Source organism: Lactonifactor longoviformis (genome assembly GCF_042848515.1).
Lineage (GTDB): Bacteria > Bacillota > Clostridia > Lachnospirales > Lachnospiraceae > Lactonifactor > Lactonifactor longoviformis.
In genome coordinates, this window is record NZ_AP031453.1 from 3423363 (window position 1) to 3447861 (window position 24499).

Annotated in this window: 18 protein-coding genes and 1 tRNA gene; 3 read left to right on the plus strand and 16 right to left on the minus strand. The window is 47.6% G+C overall.

Annotated elements, in window-relative coordinates; genetic code table 11:
* Positions 1 to 33: 33 nt before the first annotated feature.
* Positions 34 to 2124 (minus strand): LPXTG cell wall anchor domain-containing protein, encoded by a 2091-nt coding sequence (locus ACGHCT_RS15590; RefSeq protein ID WP_390436707.1) that lies wholly within the window; start codon positions 2122 to 2124, stop codon positions 34 to 36.
* Between the two features lie 286 nt (positions 2125 to 2410).
* Between ACGHCT_RS15590 and ACGHCT_RS15595 the strand changes: the two genes are divergently transcribed.
* Positions 2411 to 3694, plus strand: coding sequence for an HlyC/CorC family transporter (locus ACGHCT_RS15595; RefSeq protein WP_072848105.1), 1284 nt, complete (start codon positions 2411 to 2413; stop codon positions 3692 to 3694).
* A gap of 4 nt (positions 3695 to 3698) precedes the next feature.
* Positions 3699 to 4361: a YesL family protein gene (locus tag ACGHCT_RS15600; protein WP_072848106.1), complete on the plus strand. Its 663-nt coding sequence runs from the start codon at positions 3699 to 3701 to the stop codon at positions 4359 to 4361.
* 26 nt (positions 4362 to 4387) lie between these two features.
* Here the strand turns inward: ACGHCT_RS15600 and ACGHCT_RS15605 are convergent, their stop codons facing one another.
* From ACGHCT_RS15605 to ACGHCT_RS15660, 12 genes are all read right to left on the minus strand, one after another.
* Positions 4388 to 5866, minus strand: a complete 1479-nt coding sequence (locus ACGHCT_RS15605; RefSeq protein ID WP_390436710.1) for a GntR family transcriptional regulator — start codon at positions 5864 to 5866, stop codon at positions 4388 to 4390.
* Between the two features lie 81 nt (positions 5867 to 5947).
* The gene (locus ACGHCT_RS15610; RefSeq protein WP_390436712.1) at positions 5948 to 8659 is read right to left on the minus strand and encodes an EAL domain-containing protein; all 2712 of its coding nucleotides are present in this window, start codon (positions 8657 to 8659) and stop codon (positions 5948 to 5950) included.
* Between the two features lie 13 nt (positions 8660 to 8672).
* The gene (locus ACGHCT_RS15615; protein ID WP_390436713.1) at positions 8673 to 10223 is read right to left on the minus strand and encodes a sensor domain-containing diguanylate cyclase; all 1551 of its coding nucleotides are present in this window, start codon (positions 10221 to 10223) and stop codon (positions 8673 to 8675) included.
* A 247-nt stretch (positions 10224 to 10470) separates the two neighbouring features.
* A complete protein-coding gene (locus tag ACGHCT_RS15620) occupies positions 10471 to 12138 on the minus strand; it encodes a nucleoside kinase (RefSeq protein ID WP_072848111.1) in 1668 nt (555 codons plus the stop codon).
* An 82-nt stretch (positions 12139 to 12220) separates the two neighbouring features.
* A complete protein-coding gene (locus ACGHCT_RS15625; RefSeq protein ID WP_072848113.1) occupies positions 12221 to 13003 on the minus strand; it encodes a Nif3-like dinuclear metal center hexameric protein in 783 nt (260 codons plus the stop codon).
* Positions 12993 to 13688, minus strand: coding sequence for a tRNA (adenine(22)-N(1))-methyltransferase (locus tag ACGHCT_RS15630; RefSeq protein ID WP_390436715.1), 696 nt, complete (start codon positions 13686 to 13688; stop codon positions 12993 to 12995). The genes ACGHCT_RS15625 and ACGHCT_RS15630 overlap by 11 nt, the downstream gene beginning before the upstream one ends.
* A gap of 15 nt (positions 13689 to 13703) precedes the next feature.
* The gene (gene rpoD / locus ACGHCT_RS15635; RefSeq protein WP_072848117.1) at positions 13704 to 14828 is read right to left on the minus strand and encodes an RNA polymerase sigma factor RpoD; all 1125 of its coding nucleotides are present in this window, start codon (positions 14826 to 14828) and stop codon (positions 13704 to 13706) included.
* Between the two features lie 39 nt (positions 14829 to 14867).
* Positions 14868 to 16652, minus strand: coding sequence for a DNA primase (gene dnaG / locus ACGHCT_RS15640; protein WP_072848118.1), 1785 nt, complete (start codon positions 16650 to 16652; stop codon positions 14868 to 14870).
* 80 nt (positions 16653 to 16732) lie between these two features.
* The gene (locus ACGHCT_RS15645) at positions 16733 to 17740 is read right to left on the minus strand and encodes a deoxyguanosinetriphosphate triphosphohydrolase (RefSeq protein ID WP_072848120.1); all 1008 of its coding nucleotides are present in this window, start codon (positions 17738 to 17740) and stop codon (positions 16733 to 16735) included.
* Positions 17741 to 17951: 211 nt separating this feature from the next.
* Positions 17952 to 18644: an LrgB family protein gene (locus ACGHCT_RS15650; protein ID WP_072848122.1), complete on the minus strand. Its 693-nt coding sequence runs from the start codon at positions 18642 to 18644 to the stop codon at positions 17952 to 17954.
* Positions 18628 to 19029 (minus strand): CidA/LrgA family protein, encoded by a 402-nt coding sequence (locus ACGHCT_RS15655; RefSeq protein ID WP_072848728.1) that lies wholly within the window; start codon positions 19027 to 19029, stop codon positions 18628 to 18630. Before ACGHCT_RS15655 ends, ACGHCT_RS15650 begins: the two co-directional genes overlap by 17 nt.
* A gap of 170 nt (positions 19030 to 19199) precedes the next feature.
* Positions 19200 to 20030, minus strand: a complete 831-nt coding sequence (locus tag ACGHCT_RS15660) for a deoxyribonuclease IV (protein WP_390436718.1) — start codon at positions 20028 to 20030, stop codon at positions 19200 to 19202.
* Positions 20031 to 20136: 106 nt separating this feature from the next.
* On the opposite strand from ACGHCT_RS15660, the gene ACGHCT_RS15665 reads away from it, so the two are divergent.
* Positions 20137 to 20997, plus strand: a complete 861-nt coding sequence (locus tag ACGHCT_RS15665) for an amidohydrolase family protein (RefSeq protein ID WP_072848125.1) — start codon at positions 20137 to 20139, stop codon at positions 20995 to 20997.
* 1167 nt (positions 20998 to 22164) lie between these two features.
* On the opposite strand, the gene ACGHCT_RS15670 is transcribed toward ACGHCT_RS15665, so the two are convergent.
* From ACGHCT_RS15670 to ACGHCT_RS15680, 3 genes are all read right to left on the minus strand, one after another.
* Positions 22165 to 22356 carry a hypothetical protein gene (locus tag ACGHCT_RS15670; RefSeq protein WP_072848339.1) on the minus strand — a complete coding sequence of 64 codons (192 nt, stop codon included), beginning with the start codon at positions 22354 to 22356 and terminating at the stop codon, positions 22165 to 22167.
* A 621-nt stretch (positions 22357 to 22977) separates the two neighbouring features.
* A tRNA-Leu gene (locus ACGHCT_RS15675) sits at positions 22978 to 23061 on the minus strand.
* Between the two features lie 84 nt (positions 23062 to 23145).
* Positions 23146 to 24471 (minus strand): replication-associated recombination protein A, encoded by a 1326-nt coding sequence (locus ACGHCT_RS15680; RefSeq protein ID WP_390436720.1) that lies wholly within the window; start codon positions 24469 to 24471, stop codon positions 23146 to 23148.
* Between the last annotated feature and the right edge of the window lie 28 nt (positions 24472 to 24499).

Genomic DNA, 24499 nt, shown 5'->3' on the forward strand with positions numbered 1-24499 from the left:
ATATGGAAGGGTTTCCCGTTCTATCACTTTTTTCTATTTTTTCTTCTTTTTCCTGGTAACAACAAGAATAATTATGATAAGTAATGCAGCTGCCCCTCCTATAATATAAGGAAGAAGTACGCTGGTATCGCCTGTACTCGGATTGGAAGCTTTAGTCTGCTGTGTCTTGGCCGCAGATGCTTTAACCGTCGGGGTCTTTTTCTTATTGGCACCTGTCTTGTTGCTGCCGTTGTCCGTACTGCTGCCTTTATTCCCGGTCAGGCTGCTGTTATTGTTGGAGCCGCCTGTACTGTCCGTTTTCTTGTCGGAAGAACCGCCGCTCGGCAGTCCCACCAGGGGCTTGCTTCCCCCTACGTCAAAGGGGCTGAAGGATGACGTCTCAAATGTCATCAGTCCGTCGGCAATGACAGGAGTGATGAGTTCTACGGTACCGTCCTCCAGATAATGGACAATGGTAAAGCTTTCATACCCCGATACCTCCGGTGCTTTCATCACCACAGTCACTTTCTTACCGTGAGGAATCTTATATTCCGTGTCCGCCATAAGATCCCAGAGTTTCATCTCGTAAGAAGAGAGCAGAGTATCTATGGTAGGTATCGCAAGCGAAGGAGCATCATGATTCAGATTCACCTGGAACTGTACATACCATGGAAGGAAATCCCCTGAAACACTTACCCCGCTGCTGGTGCGGTTTACATACCCCGCAGCCTCCTGGGCATCTTTCAGCTTTTTCAGATCATCGGCAGCCGCCATTGCTTTATCTGCCGGGGATAGCTCCTCATACAGCTTCGATGCGGCAATTACTCTTCCCACCTGAGACTGTTCCGTGATCCTCACCGGAAGGGATTCCACCGCCAGATGGAAAGCACTGCTCTTATCGGAGATTGCCGTCTTATCTGTCTCTTCTCCCTTTTGTGTCTCTTCATCATCGGCCCCTATCTCATCGCTGCTTTCCTTGTCCTTAACGGAATCCTTGTCTGCGCTGTCTGTTCCCTGGGGAGTATTCTGTCCGTCAGAACTGTCTTCATCGTGCTGCTTATCCTGACTTTGGGCATCGTCCTTTTCCAATCCGCCTCCGGAATTCTCTGTCGTGTCTTTGTCCTGTGTTCCCTGGTCAGGGGTTTTGTCTTTTTCAGGTTCACTGCCCTGGACTGCACCGCTGTTTTCCGTCTTCTCATCGTTCTCAGTCTTACCGGTGCCGGATTCTGTTTTCTCTGTGTCCTTGCCTGTATCCTTCAGAGAGGTGGTGTAAACAGTTACGGTCCGCTTTACCGCACCTTTCTTCTCATCCCAGCCTTTTATCTGCGAATAATCATACTTTTCTATATCATTTGGAGTGAAAACAACTACACAGGCGCTTTCATATGTATCGGGTACAAAGCTGCTGTCTGCCCAGGAAAAAGTTCCGTCACCGCTGCAGCTTTTCAGGGACAGGTTTGCCAGAGCCTCCGGTTTTTCCATAGTAAAGGAATCCGGAAGAGAAATATCTTTTGCCGGGTTCTTCTTTCCGCCGTCTTCTTTCTCTGTGTTTTTATTGTCCTCTGTCTTCTTATCTTCCGTCTCTTTTTTCTCTGTCTCCTGCTTTTCCTGTTCTTTCTCCTCTTTTATCGGCTCTTTCTTGGAATCATTCTTCTTTTGATCCTCTTCTTTTTTTGGTGTGCTGTCAGCCTTTTCTTCCCCCTTCACTGCAAGGCAGCCGTCATCCCCCAGGGACGCATCTTCTTTTCCAAAGTATTTGGCCGCCAGAGTAAGTTTGCTGCCTTTCCCCACACTAACCAGGGGTTTGGTAAAACCAGGAGCTCTTTTTAAGCTGACTCCTGAGGGAAGGGACCATTCCACAGTACCAGAGATGGTTACAGTACCGCTGATATAGATTGTTCCGCTGCTTCCCGCCAGAGATTTGGCCTTTTTCCACGTCTTCACCGCAGTTTCCGCCGTGCCTCCTCCTGCCGTATCGTCTCCGGAAGCTCCGTTCAGATAAACAGCAGTGCCTGCCTCAGCCAGTATCGTCTGGGTATTCCCGGCCAGTCCTGAGACTATGAGGGACAATACAATGCTTAAGCCTATAATATTCGAAACCAGATTATGAAAACGTCTTTTTTGACCTCTGTTTAGTTTTTTCATTTTTCCACCTCTTATGTTTGCTCTTCTCAAATTGATGACTGTTTATATTAAAGTATAACCCATACCAGGGCATATACATTTCTACATTTTCCCAAACATTATACCATAGTTCTCTTTCTTTCGACACCCCTAAAATCATATTTTTTGAATATCCATATTATGGAAATCTGCCCGTGAAGCCGGGCGCCCGCACAGGCGCCGCTTTTAGTTCTCACTTGCAATTATGGCTGAAATACTGTATATTTTTCTTTATATATAATTTATACAGATAAAGGAGTGACATTCATTGGATCCTAGTGATGCCATACAGTTAATGGTTCTGCTGCTGTTATTAGCACTTTCTGCTTTTTTCTCATCAGCAGAAACCGCGATGACCACAGTGAACAAGATCCGTATTCAGACAATGGCTGAGGACGGCAACAAGAGGGCTGCCACTTTATTAAAGGCGGTCAACGATTCCGGCAAGATGCTGAGCGCAGTTTTAATAGGAAATAATATTGTAAATCTAAGTGCTTCTGCCCTGGCAACTTCAGTAACGATTAAGCTTTTCGGCAATGCCGCCGTAGGGCTGGCAACAGGTATCTTAACACTGCTGATACTGATTCTGGGTGAGATTACGCCAAAAACAGTGGCCACTATCTACTCCGAACAGCTGGCGCTGGCCTATGCGAAAGTAATCTACGGTCTGATGGTACTGCTTACCCCGGTGATTTACCTGGTGAATAAACTGTCCCTTGGGCTTCTGCTTCTTTTCAGAATCGATCCCAACGGCAAAAACAGTACAATGACCGAGAGCGAACTCCGCACGATTCTCAATGTCAGCCATGAAGAGGGAGTGATTGAAAGCGAAGAACGCCAGATGATCTACAACGTATTTGATTTCGGCGACTCTCAGGCAAAAGATGTCATGGTGCCCCGCATTGATGTAACCTTTGTGGATGTGGAATCTACCTATGAAGAGTTGATTGAAATTTTCAGAGAGGACAAGTATACAAGACTTCCTGTCTACGAAGAGACAACGGATAACATCATCGGGATTGTTAATATGAAGGACTTGCTTCTGCTGGACTCTAAGGAAAACTTTTGCATTCGTTCGATTCTCCGGGAGGCATACTTCACCTATGAATATAAAAACACTTCTGAGCTTCTGATGGAGATGCGTGAGGATTCCATTAATTTTGCCATTGTTCTGGATGAATACGGAGCCACGGCAGGTCTGGTGACACTGGAAGACCTTCTGGAAGAAATCGTGGGAGATATCCGGGACGAGTACGACGACCAGGAAGAAGAAGAGATTACAGAGATTGTGCCGGGAGAAGAATACCTTTCCCTGGGATCCACAAAGCTGGATGATCTCAACGAAGAACTCGCCATTGATCTGGAATCAGAAGACTACGATTCCATCGGCGGATATATCATTGAACAGCTGGATCGCTTTCCGGTAAAGGGCGAGGAGGTTATCACCCCTCAGCAGATCCGTCTCACTGTGGACAGTGTGGTGAAAAACCGGATTGAACTGGTGCACATCTATCTTCCCTCCGGGGAAGAAACATTGGAAAAGGAGAAATAATACTATGGGTAGTTTTTTTGGTCTGGACAGTCCTCTTATGAGATTTTTATCCAGATTAGCTGATATCTTTATTCTGAATATACTTTTTTTAATCTGCTGTATCCCGGTTATCACCATCGGGGCCTCAGCCACAGCCCTTTATACGGTCACCCTTAAAATGGCGCGGAATGAAGAGTCCTACATGGTAAAGGGCTTTTTGAAAGCCTTTAAGAGCAATTTTAAAATCAGTACCATAGTATGGCTGATTATGCTGGTCCTGGGTATCATTCTTGGTCTTGATTACCGGATTACGGCAGCCTTTACGGGAGTTATGGGAAAGGTCATGCAGACAGCCATTCTTATTATCGGTACCTTTTATACCATTACCTTGCTCTATCTTTTCCCCTATATTGCCAGGTTTGTCAATGATGTGAAGAACAGTCTCAAGAATGCCCTTCTGTTCAGCATTCTGAATCTTCCTTACACCATACTTATCGCGGTAATTACCATAGCTCCGGTATTCCTGACCTTTCTTACAGGGAAAACACTGGCATACGGACTTTTTATATGGCTTTTCTTCGGATTTGCTGCCATCGCCTATGTAAATTCTCTGCTGTTCCGCAAAATATTCGCAAAATATGAACCCCAGCCCGAGGACAGCGCTCCGGAGAACCAGGGGGCAGAATAAAAAACGCCATGCAGGCATGTGACGGATTACTTCCACAAAAAAGTACCATCATACACCTGCATGGCGTTTTCCCAGTATCCCAGCCTTTTACATTCGGCAGCTATTAATCTTTGAATATATTGGTACATATCTGCTGCTTTTTTCGCAGACAGATAGACCTCTCCCTCCTCCCAGCATCCGGCAATTGTCCGGCACTCCTGATGTATTTTCAGATTGTATTGATTCTTTTCATGGCTCAGAAGCTTAGGAATACTTCTCCCGATATGATAATGATCCTGCACAACTGTGTAGATTGCCTTCAGTGCATCGTATTGAATATGCTCTACTATAAACTCCAGAAGGATAATAGGCGAGAGCTGATACAGGTAATCCTCATTCCAAACTTTCTCCAGCTTTTCCCCTAACGCCTTTGCCTCTTCCGGGGTGATATGGACTGCGGCATGGGCAGCAACCCCTTCTATGGTTAGAGACAGCAGCTCCAGGCTGTCCAGGTATCTCCTTATATGGCAGGCAATCAGGGCCGGATCAATACGGATCCTGCTCAACTCTCTGGATTCCATTGCCACAAAGATGCCTTTGCCCCTTATGGCAGTCACTACCCCCCATTTTTGAAGCAGGTGAATTGCTTTTACTGTTGAGTCTATGCTGACCCCATAGTTTTCCCTTAGTTGAGCATGGGAAGGAAGCCTATCTCCTGGCTGATACCGGCCTATGGCTATTAATCCCAGTATATCCAGATAAACTCTGGAGTATCTCTCCTCTGCCTTGCTGATCCGCTGATACAGTGTTTTTGTCCCGCTCCGCATAGGGGAATCTGCCGCCACCCTGAAGGACAGTCTTCCCTCCGCCTGTGAAGATACAAATCCGTAAAGAGCAGACAAATCATCAAAATGAACGCTTTCAGGGGCACCGCCCCTCTTAACGGTCTGCAGAAATTCTTTTATTTTCGCACAATAAGCACATCTGATTGCATAGGTGCCGGGCAGGGGATCCAAGTCTGCAAAGCCCAGTCCATCCACTGCACGAAGAATTAGATCATTTTCATTCCTGGCAGCAAAAAATCTCCAGAACCGGTTGGAAAGCCTCCAAAATCCTGCCGGCTGTGAGGGATCCATCTTCTCAAGGATAGCTTCCGGTATCTCCCAGTCCGCCTCTGTGCAGCGGGATATGCCGCTGCTTATCACCGGATAGCACACAAGAATCCCTGTTTTCAGAATATCATTGGCGGCTGTAGCATCGGCCTTCTGCAGGGGAAGTATCCCCCTCCCATACGTCTCTGCGGTTCGTTCGAATATCACGGTGGGACGCCTTCTCTGAGATGTCTCCACGAACCCGTCCGCGGCCAACATCTCTACCACCCGGCGGACTGTTTTTTCTGATGTTGCAAACTCTCTGCAAAGGGCAGCCCTTGAGGGCAGCCTGGAACCCTTTGGGATCAGGCCGCATTCTATTTTATTTTTCAGTATCTGATAGAACTTTTCATATATCACAATTCCATTTTTCATATCTATACCTGCCTGAACCTTTTATGTGAACAGCACCCATAGTATAGCATAAAATCAAATGAAATTCTCTATCTTCTCTCCTTAAAAGTTATTTTTTTCTAAGAAATGGATGAGAGCCTCCTTTTCCATAGGCCTTGCATAATAATATCCCTGTATATACTGTACTCCGGAAGCAGAAATCAACTGCTGCTCCTCCTCTGTCTCTACCCCCTCGGAAACAACAATCAGAGAGTTGATTTGCGCCATTTCTACAATGGAGTGGAGCAGTGCATGCTGCTTGGTACTTGTTCGGATCTGCTGGGTAAGGGAACGGTCTATTTTAATGATATCCACCGGCAGATTTGATAGATAGTTAAGACTGCTGTATCCAACGCCAAAATCGTCGAGTGCAATCCGAACTCCTGTTTCCCGCAGCTTGTCCAGCGTCACAGAGGCCTGTTCAATAGACTGGATAAGGATGCTCTCTGTAATCTCTAAAGTGATCTGTTTCCTGCACACTCCTGATTTCCGGATAATGTCTAACAGGTGCTCCGCACTGTTTCCCACCAGAATCTGCTGAACAGAAATATTGACACAGATATGAGCCAGACCCAGCTGTTCCCCTGTAGAATGCATAAACCCGCAGGCCTGGTGAAGCACATAATCTCCAAGCTGTTCCACAATACCGCTTCGCTCTGCCAGGGAGATCACCTGCCCCGCAGAAAAATATCCCCCTTTCCCGTCGGGGAGACGTACAAGTGCCTCAGCCGAGATAAAACGGCCTGTCTCCACATGAATCATAGGCTGATACCACACCTCCAGCGTGTGCCGGGAGATAGCATCTTTCAGCCGCCGCAGTATATCTGCCTCAGTTCGGATAATAGTATCCAGCTTCTGGCTGTACAGGACAAGATTCTGATTGCTTCCTTTTGCATAGCGCAGTGCGGACTGTATGCGGTCAAGAAGCAGTTCAGGACTCTCCCCGTTGGCCGGATAGCGGCATACTGCGATTCTCACCCGAAGCACAAAGGTAGTATTGCCTGCCGAGGCAGGGGCCGCAAGAATCGTCTGCAGTCTGGCTGCCATGGTCTCCTCAGGTTCCCCCGACATGGAAATCCCCAGAAAAACGTCACCGTTGATCCGGTACAGATAAGTGCCAAAGGGACGTGAAAGCCGGTAAATTACCTCCCGCAGAATTTCATCTCCTATATCCGCACTGAACAGCTCATTGTACTGGCTGAACGCACAGATATCCACGCAGAAAAGGCTGAAGGGTCTTTTTTTGTCATAGGATATGAGCATATTAGCATCTCTGAGATATTTGGAACGGTTCCCCACATTGAATACAGGGTCAAAATATGCAAGCTGCTCCACCTGCTTGCGGTACTGATTAAAAGCTTTAGACAGTTCTGTCATCTCCGGATCGGTATACTCGTCAAAGGTTATATTGTTTTTTCCTTCTATCAGGTGCCGGCATTTCTCAGTCATTCTACGGGCCGGCGACTCCTGGTTTCTCTGAGAATAATAGGCATGAATAAGCAGAGAAATCTCCTTCTCCGCTCTTTTCTTGCCCGGCAGAAGGCGTGCATACTGGTACCGCGGTGTCAGGAAAGTCTTTTTACCTTCCAGATAAGCCTTCAGAAGCAATTCAATAGACAATCCCCTTGCAAAATCCTCCTGCTGTATCTCATCCATGTCCTCACGGACAGCCAGCATAAAATTGCCGGCACCCAGCCGTCCGGCGATAAACGGCTTTTCAATAAAGCCCTGCAGGCGCGGAGTAATGCTGCAAAGAAAGGCAGATTCCCCTTCCACCCCCATCATCTGTGAGACAAAATTATACTCCTCAAATACAAAGTAGAACAGCATAATTGTACTGTCTTCCTTCGCCATCCACCTATCCAGCGCAGCAGTAAATCCACTGTGATTGTACAGCCCTGTCTGGCTGTCGGTACATGCAGCCTGCTGTAGCTTCCTGCTGCTGATGGACAATTTGTAAAGCAGACGGAAGAGTCCCAGCAGCAGAAAAGCTGCCGCAAGGCTGCCCAAAAAAACTGAAGTTCTCTGCCCGGAGGTGAGCCAGCCCGCCTGGGGCTGAATGCTGAGGTTCCACTCCGTAGGCAGATAAAAGGTTGTCTTTACCGCATGGGAAAAATCCACCTTCTCTCCAAATTGTGTGATCACCTCTTTTCCCCCGTTCTGAGGTTCTACCCTCCAAAGCTCATAATCATAGCCCTGTTCCGACAAATATTCAAATCCCAGCTGCTCCAGCACAAATTCCCGGTCAAGAGCCACTGCCACTTCTCCCATGTAGACATTGTTCTCCAAAATAGGCTGCAGGAACAGAAAGACTTCCTCCTTCCCTGCCGCCTCCTCCAGTTCAACCGGTCCTTCCACCACCAGGGTCTTCACTACCTTTGTCATAGTATAAATATAGGAAAAATCCTCCAGACTGCGTCCGACCTGTCCCCCGTACTTCTCCTGGGGCAGGGCCTGCACCATGGTGTCACCCTGAATCAGACACACATAGCGAACCTCTTCCCTTTCCAGCAAGGAAGCCCCTGCCTGATCAAACCATGACGTGTCGCCGTCTTCCATCACGTATGCCATTTGGACGAGTCCATCCGTTTCATTTAGATTTTCACTCAACAGAAGCATGATATTCTCCCCGTAAAAATGCAGAATATGTTCCGCCTCACGCTCCCGCATATGGATGAGATACTGCTTCACCGACTCCCCCAGAGCGAAAGCCAGAATAAAAGACACCAGGACAGCAATACCCGTCAGAATACCGCTTTTGACACGCTTTTTCATAATTACCTCTATTCTATTTGTGATAAATTTTATAATACCCCTTACCATTCTGCTTTACAAAATATAAGGCTTCGTCAGCATCAGCGATCATCTGCCGCAGTTCTTTCTCCCCGCTGTACACAGAGACACCAACGCTGCACTGTACCGGAATATGCCGTCCGGCGGATCCTATCTCTGAGTGGAGCCTTAATACCAGTTCATTCAGCACATCCTTCAGTTCGGTTTCATCGTCCAGGTTCATCAGGAGTATCACAAACTCATCACCCCCGTACCTCCCGACTACGCCGCCGTACTTCTTTTCATATTCCCTGAGAATATATCCCACACTTTTCAGTGCCACATCTCCGCCGTTGTGACCATAGGTGTCATTGATATACTTTAAGTTATCCATATCCACAAAGCAAAGTGCGCTGACAGAATCAGGCTCCGTTTTTTTCAGAAGTGCTTCCGCCTGGTTTAAAAACACAGAGCGGGTAACTACGCCTGTCAGCGAGTCTGACAATCCGTCGCCGGTCAGACGGATGATCTCATCAAAATTCATACCCTCAGGGCGCTCATCCTGATAAATTTTCTTTTCCAGCTCTTCCACGGAATGCACCAGCATGTTCACCATTTGCATCTGGCCTGCTATGTAACGGCGCAGGATCACCATAAGACCGGCACAGAGGAGAATGGTAAGAACAGCCACCAGCAGCAGACTGGGCAAAATCTTAAGAAAAACCGTCAGAAAGTCGATGGAGCAAAGAATATCCCATCCGGTATTTTCCACGCGCTGATATGCCGTATAGGTAATAGAACCATTCCCCATGCTCCAGTATCCGCCGGGAACCTCATCCAGCAGTTTCTCCTGGAGCTGATCTGAAGTTGTTCCTATCAGGCGCCTGCTCTTCAGCTCATTCATAATGGACTCTCCATAGGGCAGTCCTGCAGTAGATGACATTACCTGCCCCCGGGTGCCAATCAGTGTGGCATCAGAGCTGTTGATTTTGGAGGATTTCTCCAGGATTTCCACCATCTCATCAAAGTAGATGGCACAAAAGAGGCTGCCGGTTATATTTTTCGCTTCATCACAGAGGGGCACTGCAACTGTATAATTCAAAGTCACACCATCTGCGCCTGCGGCAAAGCTGTCTGTAACCTGTCTCTTTCCGGTAGAATACAGCCTTTGCATATAATCCCTGCTGGCCAAACTGGCAGGCTCCTCCCCGTCAGAGTAAACGGTGATATCTGCGTCAACATAACAGATCATCAGATAACCAAAGCGGGGGGACATCTGATCCAGTTTTTTCACCTTTTCGATAGGCGGTATCTTGGGATCGTAGAATTCCGGCAAACCAGCCAGGGCTTCCAGAAGTGTAATAGATTCGGTAACCCGCTGGGATATCTGCGCATGAACGCCGGCAAGAGAAGCCTCTGCATCCTCTCTCATTCCGCTGAAAGACAGAACAGCTCCTCCCAGCATAACGACAAGCAGTGTGAGCAGACAGAAAGCCGCACTGTACCGCAAAACAGGCGCAAAAGAAATATGCCAGTTGTTCCCATGATTCAAATGTTCTTTTTTCATTTATTCTAACCTTTCCTGCAGATACTTGCTCTTAGCAGCATTGCAGCTCTCATAAACCGCCCGCAGAACAGGCAGGCTTTCATTCTTGGAACCTATACCAAATTATTATACCATTCTTATCTGTACAATTCAACAATACAAGAAAGATTGCGCGAAAGGGCAATCTCCGCAAAAATACCGGCAGCAGTCTTCCGCCCCTGAAAAGGAGAGAAAGATTGCTGCCGGTTATCCGTTAAATATGAAAGCGTCACAGGCGGAAGCATCCCCCGCCCACAAATTCTCTGAGAATGGAATTATGAGGGATATCTTCACTTGGCACACCCACAAAGTAGTCCAGAAACTTCAGCAGTCTCTTGGCCTCCACATATTCCGGCGCATCCCGCTCTATGCCAAACAGAATAGGCTCTGCGTAAAGCTTCAGAATCGCCAGCTCATAGATGAGGGCAGAGTTAAACATAACATCTGCAGATTCCTGGTAGGGGAAGATATTCTCGCTCTCCCCTCTTCTCACTGAGGGCCACATGGCTATGGTATTTTTGGCTGAGGTTCCTCTGGTTCTGGCATCTCTCACAATACGCCTGATCAGCCGTCCGTCTGTGGTGGGGATCCGGTTATGCTCATCAATATTCAGCTGGGTCAGAGCACTGATGTAAATCTTATATTTACTGTCCGAGGGAAGGGAACTGCTGAGTTTATCGTTCAGGCAGTGAATCCCCTCTATGACCAGAACGTCCTCCGGACCCAGCTGCATGGTATCCCCTCTGTATTCCCTCTGGCCGGTAACAAAATTGTAGGTAGGCAGCTCCACGCACCTGCCCTCCAGAAGATTGCACATATCTTCATTGAACTGCTTTACATCCAGGGCTTCCAGACACTCGTAATTTTTGTTTCCCTCACTGTCCACAGGCGTATCCTCTCTGTTGACAAAATAATTATCTACCGAGATCTGATGAGGCTTCAGTCCATGCGCAGACAGCTGAATGGAGAGTCTGTGTGAAAACGTGGTTTTTCCGGAAGAAGACGGGCCGGCTATCATAATAAACTTCTTACGCTTCATCCCTGCAATATCTTCCGCTATCTTAGATATCTTCCCTTCCTGCAGTGCCTCAGCGATGAGGATCATCTCTCTGGCGCCCACGGTCGTAATCATATCGTTCAGCTCCCCAACGGTAGCCACATCCATCCGTTCTCCCCATTCCTCAGATTCTTTCTGCACCTGAAAGATCTTAGGCATGGGACGAAACGGCGGCACCTTCTCCGGATTGCTGGCTTCCGGAAGCTGAAGAACGAAGCCCTCATCGTAGAGAAACAGATCGAAGTATTTCAGATACCCTGTATGATTTACCATAAACCCGTAAAAATAGTCTTCAAATTCATCAATGCTGTAAATATTTACTCTGGAGACCCGCCGGTAGCGGAACAGCTTTTCCTTATCATACATGCCATGCTTGTGAAAAAGTTCTATAGCATCGTTGGTACCTACACTCCGCTTCATAATGGGAATCTTCTTCTCCACCATCTCCATCATATAAGCTTTTACTTTCCCGAGAAATTCCTCATCCACCTTCACCTTTCCCTGAATCGTAAAATAAAACCCGGAGCCCACCGCAAAGTGAAGAACCGCCTTCTCTACATTTTCGTGACCAGCCACATGGTACACTGCTTTCAGGAGAAGAAGAGAGGCACTTCTTTTGTAGGTTTTATGTCCAATGGAGTCCCCGGTGGTGATAAATTCTATGGAGCACTCTCTCTTCAGACGTTTATGGAGTTCTTTCAGCTTTCCATTCACTGTAACCAGCACAATGGGATATCTGGTGCTGCCCTCATAATCCTGTGCAATTTCCCCAAAAGTAATCCCCCATGGATACTCCCTTTTTTCCCCGTTAATCTCTACCCAAATTCTCTCCTGTTCCATATGCAACCTCCATTTATAAAGTAAGGACGAAGGAATACACTTCCCCGTCCCAATTCTGCTCTGCATGATCCAAACACTGGTTTTACATCCAGGTAAATGGCTCTTTTACCGGCATTCCCTCCACAATGAGCTGCGGGTATTCTCCGGCAAGTACCTGTCTCATAAAGTCAATAAACATAGCCTCTGTTCCATAATGTCCCGCATCAATTATCGCGATCCCTCTGGAGGGCGCATCAATTCCCGTGTGATAATCAATATCCCCGGTCACCAGAACCTCAGCCCCTGATGAGATAGCTTTTGCCACCATACTCTTTCCGGAGCCGGTAGATACGGCGGCCCGATTCAGGCTCTGATCCATATCTCCGTAAACGGTGACGTGGGACAGATTCAGGGCTTTCTTCACAAAACCGGCGCACTCCCTCAGTGTCATCCTCCGGGGAAGGGTCCCCACTCTTCCGATCCCCTCCGCTCTGCCGCTGTCCTCAAAGGTAACATCCAGCACAGAGGTATCGGTCAGCTGAAGATACCCGGCACTCAAATCAGCCATGCCGCAGATATCAAAATTCGTGTGCATGGCATAGCAGGCAATATTCTCTTTTATCATTTTTATGATCCGTCTGCCCAGATAATTCCCGGCGTTTACTTGTTTGATTCCGCTGAAAATCATGGGATGATGGGTTATCATCAGATCCGCGTGAAAATCCACTGCCGCGTGTAAGGTCTCATCCGTCACATCCAGGGCAAGAAATATCCTGGATATCTGGGATTCCTCATCCCCCACCAACAGTCCCACGTTGTCCCAGTCCTCTGCAAAGGACGGGGGATACAATCTCTCCAGTGTCTGTATGATTTCTTTACATTTCATAGTGTAGTAAAGCAGCTTTTATATACTGCATCTCCTGTTGAATTTCTTTTTCCCGTTCTCTTGCCTGAGGGGTTCCGGACAGCGAAAGCGTATCCAGAATCTGCAGGCAGGTGTCCTTTTCCTTTTCCAGATACTGTCTCAGCACAGGATGTCCGGACTGAAGCAGTTCCCGCCCGTACCTTAAATAAATCTCTTCCGTCTCTTCCATCTCTCCATGGACAGCCTTCATCATAGGATAGTATTTTCCATCCTCCAGCACCATTGTTTCAGCTGTGATGGAATATCCGTTTTTCTGCAGAAAGAAGCGTACCTGGCGAATCTCTGACTGTGGCTGAAGAATGAATTCCGATACACTGCGGAGCACTTCTTCGCCGTCTCTTAGAATCTTCTGTACCAGACCTCCCCCCATCCCGGCAATGATAAGAGTATCTGCTTCCCCGGGCTTCAGGGCCTGTACACCGTCTGACAGGCGCGTCTGTATGTATTCCCTGAGTCCATTTTCCTCTATATGTGCTTCTGCCCGGGATAAAGGGCCTCTCCGGATGTCCATGGCAATGGCACCTGGTATCTTTTTCTGCTGTATCAGATAAATGGGGATATACCCATGGTCACAGCCAACATCTGCAACTGTATTTCCCTCTGTAACCATGCCGGCCACAGCTAAAAGCCTGTTGGATAACTGCATACGCTTTCTCCTGTATTAATCCAGATAGTCTTTTAGCTTGCGGCTGCGGCTGGGATGGCGGAGCTTTCTAAGCGCCTTTGCCTCAATCTGGCGGATACGTTCCCTGGTTACATTGAATTCTTTTCCCACTTCCTCCAGTGTTCTGGCACGGCCGTCATCCAGGCCGAAACGAAGACGGAGCACCTTTTGTTCTCTCTCGGTAAGGGTTCCCAGCACCTCCACCAGCTGTTCCTTTAACAGGGTAAATGCAGCTGCATCTGCCGGCACAGGTACATTGTCATCCTGAATAAAATCACCCAAATGGCTGTCTTCTTCCTCTCCGATAGGAGTTTCCAAAGACACCGGCTCCTGTGAAATTTTAAGAATCTCACGGACACGGTCAACGGACATATTCATCTCCTCTGCAATCTCTTCCGGCAGAGGTTCCCGGCCAAGCTCCTGAAGAAGCTGTCTGGATACCCGGATCAATTTATTAATGGTCTCCACCATGTGAACCGGAATACGGATCGTCCGGGCCTGATCGGCGATAGCCCTTGTAATTGCCTGACGGATCCACCAGGTGGCATAGGTGCTGAACTTGTATCCTTTTCTGTAATCAAACTTTTCCACTGCCTTGATGAGACCCAGATTTCCCTCCTGGATCAGATCCAAAAACAGCATCCCCCGGCCCACATAGCGCTTTGCAATGCTTACTACCAGGCGGAGATTCGCCTCTGCCAAACGCTTTTTGGCATTCTCATCCCCGTCTTCCATGCGCTGGGCAAGCGCAATCTCTTCCTCCGCCGTCAGAAGGGGAACCTTACCAATCTCTTTCAGATACATCCGCACCGGATCCTCAATGCTGATCCCCTCAGGCACCGACAAATCTATATTCTCAACATCTACCTCGTCTTCTTCGTCCAACTTAATATCTTCATCATCGTCCAGCAGCAGCACATCCGTATCCGTATCGCTGATTCTCAGCACGTCGATTCCATTGGCTTCCAGATAGTCAAAGACTTTGTCCAGATATTCAGCATCCAGCGGGGTATCCCGGAAAAAGTCATTAATCTCCTGATATTCCAGAACATTCTTTTTCTTTCTGCCCATTTCCAGAAGCTCTGCTAATTTTTCACTGAATTTTGCCATATTCATTTCCATAGGTGTTCCATCCTCTCATAACTTGTTTATATTTTATCCTTAATCGAAAGAAATATGCAATATCACCCGTTTTGCCTCTATCTCCTCTAATCTGCGCTTATCCGCCAAAATCTGCTGTAAACCCTGCATATCTGTGGGAGACAGGTGTGCTGTCCGATATTCGATGCTATTTCTCATAATTCGGCAAACCGTATCGGTTAATGCCTGCTGCCGTTCTCCGTCTGTCTCCAGATGAAGTGTGGCATTGAATAAAGAGGCGATCTCTTTTTGTTCTTCACTGTCTGTAAACCGGTTCAGAAGCTTTGCCGGGTTCACCTCCCCCTGTGCGTGCTGTTCATATAAAAGCTCAGCCACTGTATGGTACAGAGGTGTAGTAAAATCATCCGGGCCAATATAGCCCCTGACCGTGTCAAACATAGACGGATAGGAAACGAGCCAGGTAAGCATCAGCTTCTGGGACGTTTCGATTCCGCTTTCTTTATTGTTTTTTTTGTGAATGCCGGACTTAGGCTTAATTCTCTCCTCTGCCGGTGTTCCGCTGAGGGCCAGCTTATTCACCAGCCGCCTCAGGTCCTCATAGGCAATATGGTACTTGGAAGCAATGGACTCCATATAGTTATTCCGCTCGATTTCCTCCGGAAATTCCAGCAGTTTCTTGGCGATTGCCCGGTAAAAATCCGTCTTACCCTGGGGGTCCGCAAGATCATAGTCTCCTTCCATCACAGAGATTTCGAACAGGAAGCTGTTCATCGCTTCGTCCAGGCGCTCCTCAAAGGCTTCTCTTCCCAGCGCCTGTATAAACTCATCCGGATCTTTATACGGGGACAGATTCACCACTCTGGCCTTGAGCCCCGCAGCCTTCACAATGGGAATTCCCCTGAGGGCTGCTTTTCTTCCTGCCTCGTCGCTGTCGTAGGTGAGGAGAACTTCCTCTGTATACCTGCGCATCAGACTGGCATGTCCGGATGTCAAAGCTGTCCCGAGAGAAGCTACCGCATTAGAGAATCCCGCCTGGTGCATGGCAATGACGTCCATATAACCTTCACATATAATCAGATTTTTCTTTCTGGAGGTTCTGGCGATGTTCAGTCCGTAGAGGTTCCTGCTTTTGTCGAATATCTTTGTCTCCGGTGAGTTCAGATATTTAGGCTTTCCCTCTCCCATCACACGCCCTCCGAACCCAATCACCCTGCCATTCACATCCTGGATGGGAAACATCACACGATTCCAGAACTTGTCATGCATTCCTCTTTTCTCATCAAACTGAAAGAGGCCGGAATCCTTTAATAGTTCATCCGAATACCCCTTTTGTTTCAGGTAACGGTGCAGCATGTCCGAATACTTTGAGGAATAGCCGAGTCCAAACTTTTTTATAGTATCGTCGCTGAGCCCTCTGCCGGTGAGATAGCCGTAAGCCTGTCTGCCCGCTTCCTGGCGGAGCTGGTAATAATAAAAGTTCGCAGCCTGTTTCTGAATCTCCAGCAAAAGTGCTTTCCGGTCTGCCTGCGCCTTCTGCTCTCTGGAGTATTCCATCTCAGGAAGCTCCACTCCGGCACGTTCGGCCAGCATTTTGACTGCCTCCACAAAGGTATAATTCTCATATTCCATAATAAAGGTAAATACATTGCCTCCGGCTCCGCAGCCAAAGCAGTAATACATCTGCTTTCCGGGGCTCACAGAAAAGGAAGGAGATTTCTCATTGTGAAAAGGACAGAGACCAAAGTAGGAACTTCCTTTTCTCTGCAGCTTCACATAGCCGGAGATGACATCCACGATATCATTTTTCATTCGTATCTCTTCAATTAAATCATCTGAATAATACATGTTCTTCCTCCATATGCTATATTACACGTTACTTCCCGGTTTCCTTTTCCTTTTTCTCATTTTTTTGTCGGAAATTCCTGTCAATATACTTCCCATCCCTTCGGAATATAGATTTCCCGGAACTTATTGATGGAAAATTGGTCGGTCATTCCCGATATGTAGTCGCATACCACCCTCTCCTTTTCCTCACCGTTTTGTATCAGCTCTACATACTCCTGGGACATGGCCGTTTCATGTGAGCTGTAGTATTCATACAGCTTTTCTATCATATTGCAGGCTTTCTCTTCTTCCTTTTTCGCCACAGGGTTCAGATATACGTCCTGAAACATAATACTCCTCAGATCCCGCATGCCCTCCTCAATCTCCGGAGACATGGTAATCCTGTCCCTCCCCTGGCTGTTTCTGATAATGTCGTGGATAAAGGTATTCAGACGCTCTCTGGTTGTGTACCCCAAAAGCATTCGGATCGTGATGGGAATGTTGTCCTCGCTGATGATACCCGCACGCTCCGCGTCATCCATATCGTGGTGTATGTAGGCGATCTTGTCACAGTAGCGCACAATCTGTCCTTCCAGCGTGCTGGGGCTTCCCGCAGTTCGGTGATTGCGTATGCCGTCCAGTACCTCCCAGGTCAGATTCAGCCCTTCTCCCCGCTTTTCCAGCCGTTCTACCACCCGCACACTCTGCTTATAATGAGCAAATCCCAGCGGACATATGGTATCCAGCACCTTTTCCCCGGCATGTCCAAAGGGCGTATGCCCCAGATCATGCCCCAAAGCGATGGCTTCCACCAGATCCTCATTCAGACGCAGTGCTTTTGCAATGGTTCTTGCAATCTGAGACACCTCTAAGGTATGTGTCAGCCGGTTACGGTAATGATCCCCCTGGGGAGACAAAAACACCTGTGTTTTGTCTTTCATCCTGCGAAACGCCTTGGAATGGAGAATCCTGTCTCTGTCTCTCTGATAGACGGTTCTCACATCACACTCTTCTTCATGCCTCCTGCGCCCTCTCGAATGTCTGCTGTAAGAGGCATAGGGACTCAGAAGTTCCATCTCCAGTTCTTCAAAACTTTCACGAATTGTCATACTTTGCACCTCCATGGGAACAAGTAAAATCAAAGTGTCTATATTTAATATATTCCGCAAAATACAAAAATTTCCTCTTTTTTGTAAGAAAAGGCCTGATTTTGTATGCTGTGTCTCCCAGAGGCTTTTACTTCATAAGGCATACTCTGTAAAGTAAAAAATACGGATACTGTCTGTATCTGATCACAGACAGGTATCCGCATTTCTGCTCCTATATAAATCTGGCAACCACCGGAACCAGAATTACCGTTATAATTCCCGTCACTACAATGGCAAGGCTGCTCATAGCCCCCTGTATCTCGCCCATCAAAAGGGCCTTGCTTGTGCCGATGGCGTGTCCTGATGCTCCCAGTGCAAGCCCCTGGGCCACGGGATCTTTGATATGGCATACTTTAAAAACCAGGTCGGCAACCACGGTGCTAAGAATTCCTGTAATTACCACTGCAGCAACTGTTATGCCTGACAGTCCCCCAATCTCCTCTGTCACGCCAATGGCAATAGCTGTGGTGATCGATTTGGGAAGCAGGGACAGGGTCATAGTTCGTTCCAGATGCAGAAGATACGCCATCCCTCCAATCAGTCCCATACAGGTGACAGTGCCGGCGGTAAGGCCAGCCAGTACAGGCACTAAATTCTCCTTCAGTATCCGGAGCTGCCGGTACAATGGCAGTGCCAGACAGACAGTAGCCGGAGTGAGCAGATATGTGATATACTGTGCCCCCTGATTAAACGTCTCAAAATGTATCCTCCCCGCAAGGAGCACCCCAATAATAAATACTGTGGAGATAAGAAGGGGATTGCACACTGCAAGTTTTGTTTTTTTCTGGACTGCCAGCCCAAGCCCATACCCCAGCAGGGTAAGAAAAAAACCAAAATAGGCTGAATTTTCAAACACCGCATTCATAGTCCTCGCCCCCTGACTCCTTTTCTGTTTTTTTCACCTTTGCGCACAGCCGCATCGCTCCCTGGGTGACTGCCCCTGTTACTCCCATAATTGCCGCGGTTGTAATTACAATAATCACCACAAACCCCAGCAGGCCCTGGGATATACTGGCATAATTCTCTATCACTCCCACACTTGGACCTGTAAACATCACAGGCATCAGAACCAGCAGAAAATCGGCAGTTTCTTTTATGTGCTCTTCTTTTACAACTCCCATACACAGAGCCAGAAACAGCAGAATCATTCCATATACACTGGCCGGCACCGGCAGAGGCAGCAGATAATTCAGCAGCTCTCCCGCAAAGGTAATGCCTCCGATAATCCCAATCTGTTTTACATACTTCATATTATTAAGAACCTTCTTTCCTATTGCACTCTTATAAGCATCGTCTTTTATGATAGCACAACTGGGATCCTCTGTTAATATTGCCTCCCGTTTTTTCCCTAATTTCAGATGATTGAACAATATTATTTTCTTTTTCTTATGCTTTCTGGTTATTTTTATACCGCCTGTCGTTAGCGGTATGCTTCTCTTAGGAGTTCGATTTCTCCGGCATAGCCCTCCAGATCATTCGGCGTTTCCAGATAAAAAGGCAGCTCTCTCAGTGCAGGATGGTTGATGACACGGATCAGAGCCTCTTTGCCGATATGTCCCTCCCCTATCCTGGCATGCCTGTCCTTATGGCTGCCCAGCTCATTCATACTGTCATTTAAATGGATCGCTTTCAGCCGCTTCAGCCCGATCACCTGATCAAACTCCGTCAGCACCTCATCCAGGCAATTTACAATGTCATACCCGCCGTCAAATACATGGCAGGTATCCATACAGACTCCCATTTTATCTGAGAGTTCCACACGATCCAGGATCTCACGCAGTTCCCGGAAATTCCGCCCTACCTCGCTCCCTTTTCCGGACATAGTCTCCAGAAGCACCGTGGTGGTCTGATCCGGCCTCAGGTTCCGGTTCAGAACATCAGCAATCAGGGCAATCCCTTTTTCAGTCCCCTGCTGCACATGGCTTCCCGGATGAAAATTATAATAATTTCCCGGTGTATACTCCATTCTTCTGAGATCGTCCGCCATAGTTTCAATGGCAAAGGTGCGCACCTTTTCATCTGCTCCGCAGGCATTCATGGTATAGGGCGCATGCGCCAGAATACAGGGAAATCCATGCTCTTTGGAGAAGTTCAAAAAGGACTGCACATCTTCGGGACGTATCTCTTTTGCCCTTCCCCCTCTGGGATTCCTGGTAAAGAACTGAAACGTATTGGCTCCGATTTTCAGAGCTTCTTTTCCCATGGCTTCATATCCTTTTGCGGATGATAAATGACTTCCTATTGTTAACATCATAATTCTCCTTTTTCTTAACATTTCGTGCAATATCTGATATATTATTATTTGAGCTTAACAGCTCCTATTCTATCACAAATCACAGAAAGAAAGAAGAGATCCTATGTTCGGAGAATGTCATGCCCATATTATTATGGACGCTGTTAACTATAAACATGCGGTAAACCGCCATCAAACCGGTGTGGACGAATCTGTAATCCATGCCCATTTTTCCGCCTATCAAAAGCTGGGCATCGGGTTTGTCCGGGACGGCGGAGACAGCCTTGGCGTTTCCAGGCGGGCACGGGAGATTGCGCCCTCTTACGGAATCGACTACCGCACTCCTATCTTTGCAATTCATAAAAACGGGCACTACGGAGGCATTGTAGGCAAGGGCTTCGATACCCTTCCGGAATATGCGGCTCTTGTCCGGGAGGTAAAAGTGCAGGGCGGGGATTTTATTAAAATCATGACAACGGGAATCATGGACTTCGACACAGACGGCCATATTACGGGGAATGCCCTGCCCTATGCGCTGGTCAAAGAGATGGTACACATAGCTCACGAGGAAGGTTTTTCGGTCATGGCCCATACCAACGGAGCCGGCCCTGTGTACGATGCCCTGCTGGCAGGGGTGGACAGCGTGGAACACGGCAATTACATGGATGATGAGTGCATCCGGGCCTTTTCCCAGTCTAAGGCCGTGTGGGTGCCTACGGTCACTGTGGTTCCTAACCTCATAGGCTGCGGACGGTTTTCGGACACTGTTCTGGAAAGCATCTGGAGGAGAGCAGGCGAAACTATAAGAAAAGCCTGGAAAGCCGGTGTCACCATGGCCCTGGGCAGTGACGCAGGCGCTTACCTGGTCCCCCACGGGCAGGGGCTGCTGGATGAGTGGGAACGGTTTAAAAGTATTCTTTCAGGGGAAAGGGATCTGGAACAGAGATTGGAGTTGGGGGAGAGGAAGATTAAAGAAAAATTCTAGTTTTGTGTATGTGAAGTTCGAGGTTATGTAGTCGGCGAGCGCATCGCAGACGGACGGTCAAGGGAGGAGGTCTTGGGGCCAGGGGTATTGGGTGGAACTGCTTGCTGCTGCGTTTCTCCTTAGCTAACTGCCTGGCCGTTCACTAAGAAGCTCAGGAAAGCCTTCGCTCCTAAGTGACCGCCGGCAGTGGATCTTCGGACGCACTCCGCAGTCTGCGCAGTTCCACCCAATACCCCTGGCCCCAAGACCTCCTCCCTTGACCTGGCAGTGACTCACTTCACATTCACGGAAAACAGGCGGGGAAGGTCGAAAGTTGTACATTTTATCTTGTTTCGCACTATTGTCCGCTTGATGTTTTGGATAAACTGCCAAAAACCTCCCCCTGGAACTCCCTATACCCAGGTGAGAGGAATCCCGCGGCGGTGGGCGGGCTGGGTTGGGCGGGAGGGAGGCTTAAGTTCCGCGGACGATTCCGGAGGAGTGACTAGAGAGTCTTAGGCAAAAACGGGATTCTTGCTGGAGATTTTTTCGGCAGTCCAGGCCGAAAAAAAGTGAGCATGGGCAGAGAATGCACATCAAGCATTCTTTGCACATACGAACGGTGCTCCGGCGGGGATTCCGGTTTTGCCTTAGACTCTCTTCACGACGGAGGTGTCCCCGGAACTTAAGCCTCCCTCCCGTCCGAACCAGCCCGCCCGCTGCCGCGGGATTCCTCTCACCGTCCCCCTGCCACACAACACCTGTCGTCATGAAGCATCTTGAGCCGAAGTACACGTAGTTATATCCCTAAATTCCAATTAGACACAAAAAAAATCCCTGTAAACTGCATTTACAGAGATTCTACTGCGGGAGATGGGACTTGAACCCACACGAGCATACACCCACAAGATCCGTAGTCTATGGAGCAAGCCCTTACCGAAAAATCCCGGCATAGTCTAACGAGCAGATGGATAAGTATCTCTGGAGCTAATCATCTCTAATTTTTTCGAAAAGAAAACTTTTTTCGATATTTTTTTGTGAGATATAAAATTGGTTTAAATAATTTATGTTTTTTTAACAAACTTTAAAGACTGCGTTAAACGTTTTCCTCCAGTAAAAACAGCAAATGGGCAGACTTTTAAAAAATATAAAAATCTGCCCGTTAAAATTTAATTTAAAGTAATTTTGTCAATTCCAATCAATTTCGTCATAAGACACGGTGCCCTGTTCGGCAATACTCTTATTTGCCCGGTAAATTGCTTCGACTTCGTCTGGCATCGGCTTATCTTCTGGTACGAATCTTACCAGTACACGAAAAATCGTCTCCATGTCTTCTTCATCTATTAAGTCAATCAAGCCTTTTAGCATCTCTTTACTCATAATCATCACCTCTTATATTCTTTTATATACTTGTCCTCTGGGCAGCACATCTTTAATAATTATTGTATCCTCTTCAACGGAAAATAGTACTCTTAAATCCCCAACCCTCAGGCGATAGTCATATATGTATCCCTGGAGCTTTTTCACATCTCCGGCCGGAAGCTTATCAATCGCCTGTTTGATTCTGGTTTTGGAAGGCTTATCCATTTTGCTGATTTGTAAAGGAATAGTCTCTATAAAGACCGTTCTGCTAAAAACTTTCTTTTATATGTGACACCCCCAGTCACTCCTTGACAAAAAATAAGGTTTAAACTGGGTTTCAGCTTCTCCGTATTATCGAAAAAGGTTAGATAGTACTGTGCTAGTTACATTTGAAATCCATCTTTTTCATCTGAAAAATTTGATAGGCTACTGCCTTTTATAGGGTCTACCAAATCTTTAATTATTTTGCTTATAGTTGATATTCCTGTTCCATGCTCCCCTGATATATTCAAGATGGGTATTGGTACCCTGGAATGAAGCAACTTGCGATATAGACTAGTTCCAAAATCCCCTTAACCTTTGCCTTTTCTTTGAACAACAAAAAGCCCTGTACCTACTATAAGATACAGGGTTTCATACTGCGGGAGATGGGACTTGAACCCACACGAGCATACACCCACAAGATCCTTAGTCTTGCCTGTCTGCCAATTCCAGCACTCCCGCTTATCGCCTTGGCTTTACTGCCGAACGACAAGTGATATTATAGCATCCGGTTTATGTTTCGTCAACACCTTTTCAGAATTTTTTTCAACTTTTTTCCCCTTTTTTCCAGGCCTTAATTCTGTCAAGCTTTTCCTTTACTTCTTTTTCTTTCCCCTGGGATGTGGGCTGATAGTAACATCTGTCTTTCAGGGCATCCGGCAAGCACTGCATCCGGGACAGTTTCTCCTTTGTATCATGGGCATACACATACCCTTCCCCATAGTGAAGTTCACGCATCAAACCTGTGGGAGCATTTCTAATCTGAAGAGGAACTGGTTCCGCAAGGTGATTCATGGCGTCTTTTTTACAGTCCTCATAGGCGGCATATAAAGCATTGGACTTCGGTGCCATGGACAGGTACACAACTGCATGGGTGAGATTCACATTGCATTCCGGCATTCCATTAAAATGGCATGCCTGGTAGACGGAAACTGCCAGATCCAGGGCATGGCTGTCAGCCATTCCCACATCTTCACTGGCAAAACGGATCAGACGCCTGGCCACATAAAGGGGATCCTCCCCTGCTTCCAGCATCCGCGCAAGCCAGTACACTGCCGCATCCGGATCGCTGTTGCGCATAGATTTATGAAGCGCGGAGATTAGATTGTAGTGCTCCTCGCCATTCTTGTCATAGAGAAGTGATTTTCTGCTGATACACTGTGACATTCCTTCATCTGTGACAGTGACGCCCCCGCTGCTGTCAATTGCACCGTTTAGCACGGCCATCTCCAGAGTGTTGAGAGCAATCCTGGCATCCCCGTTGGCAAAAGCTGCCACAGCCTGCAGCTGTCTGTCCGTAATATGGATATCCTGTCCTCCGAATCCCGCAGGACTTTTAAGTGCGTGCGTCAGAAGTTTAACCAAATCTTTTTCTTCCAATGCCTTGAGTACAAACACTTTGCAGCGTGACAGGAGAGCTGCATTAATCTCAAAAGAAGGATTTTCTGTAGTAGCACCGATAAGGATGATGCTTCCCTTCTCCACATAAGGCAGAAAGGCATCCTGCTGTGCTTTATTAAAACGGTGAATCTCGTCCACAAACAGCACCGTGCGGATTCCCATTCTCCGGCTGCTTTCCGCACGGCTCATCACATCCTTAATCTCCCTAATTCCGCTGGTAACAGCACTGAAATTTATGAAATCTGCCTTGGTCCGGTTTGCTATAATACTCGCAAGTGAAGTTTTGCCTATTCCAGGTGCACCCCAGAAAATCATGGAGGATATCTGATCCCGCTCTATAAGCTGGCGCAGCATCTTCCCCTTCCCCAGCAGATGTTCCTGCCCTACAAAATCCTCCAGACGCTCCGGCCGAAGTCTGCTGGCCAGAGGAGCGCTCCTGCCTCTGTCATCAAATAACGTCATCTGTTCCATATCTATACCTCTCCTTGCTGCCCCTTAA

What these genes read in the sequence shown, in the direction of transcription:
- ACGHCT_RS15605 (WP_390436710.1), bottom strand. Translation starts at nt 5,866, where the DNA reads ATGAAAAATGGAATTGTGATATATGAAAAGTTCTATCAGATACTGAAA.
- ACGHCT_RS15625 (WP_072848113.1), bottom strand. Translation starts at nt 13,003, where the DNA reads ATGAAATGTAAAGAAATCATACAGACACTGGAGAGATTGTATCCCCCG.
- ACGHCT_RS15665 (WP_072848125.1), top strand. Translation starts at nt 20,137, where the DNA reads ATGTTCGGAGAATGTCATGCCCATATTATTATGGACGCTGTTAACTAT.
- ACGHCT_RS15655 (WP_072848728.1), bottom strand. Translation starts at nt 19,029, where the DNA reads ATGAAGTATGTAAAACAGATTGGGATTATCGGAGGCATTACCTTTGCG.
- rpoD (WP_072848117.1), bottom strand. Translation starts at nt 14,828, where the DNA reads ATGGAAATGAATATGGCAAAATTCAGTGAAAAATTAGCAGAGCTTCTG.
- ACGHCT_RS15670 (WP_072848339.1), bottom strand. Translation starts at nt 22,356, where the DNA reads ATGAGTAAAGAGATGCTAAAAGGCTTGATTGACTTAATAGATGAAGAA.
- ACGHCT_RS15680 (WP_390436720.1), bottom strand. Translation starts at nt 24,471, where the DNA reads ATGGAACAGATGACGTTATTTGATGACAGAGGCAGGAGCGCTCCTCTG.
- ACGHCT_RS15650 (WP_072848122.1), bottom strand. Translation starts at nt 18,644, where the DNA reads ATGAATGCGGTGTTTGAAAATTCAGCCTATTTTGGTTTTTTTCTTACC.
- ACGHCT_RS15660 (WP_390436718.1), bottom strand. Translation starts at nt 20,030, where the DNA reads ATGTTAACAATAGGAAGTCATTTATCATCCGCAAAAGGATATGAAGCC.
- ACGHCT_RS15600 (WP_072848106.1), top strand. Translation starts at nt 3,699, where the DNA reads ATGGGTAGTTTTTTTGGTCTGGACAGTCCTCTTATGAGATTTTTATCC.
- ACGHCT_RS15645 (WP_072848120.1), bottom strand. Translation starts at nt 17,740, where the DNA reads ATGACAATTCGTGAAAGTTTTGAAGAACTGGAGATGGAACTTCTGAGT.
- ACGHCT_RS15620 (WP_072848111.1), bottom strand. Translation starts at nt 12,138, where the DNA reads ATGGAACAGGAGAGAATTTGGGTAGAGATTAACGGGGAAAAAAGGGAG.
- ACGHCT_RS15610 (WP_390436712.1), bottom strand. Translation starts at nt 8,659, where the DNA reads ATGAAAAAGCGTGTCAAAAGCGGTATTCTGACGGGTATTGCTGTCCTG.
- ACGHCT_RS15615 (WP_390436713.1), bottom strand. Translation starts at nt 10,223, where the DNA reads ATGAAAAAAGAACATTTGAATCATGGGAACAACTGGCATATTTCTTTT.
- dnaG (WP_072848118.1), bottom strand. Translation starts at nt 16,652, where the DNA reads ATGTATTATTCAGATGATTTAATTGAAGAGATACGAATGAAAAATGAT.
- ACGHCT_RS15630 (WP_390436715.1), bottom strand. Translation starts at nt 13,688, where the DNA reads ATGCAGTTATCCAACAGGCTTTTAGCTGTGGCCGGCATGGTTACAGAG.
- ACGHCT_RS15590 (WP_390436707.1), bottom strand. Translation starts at nt 2,124, where the DNA reads ATGAAAAAACTAAACAGAGGTCAAAAAAGACGTTTTCATAATCTGGTT.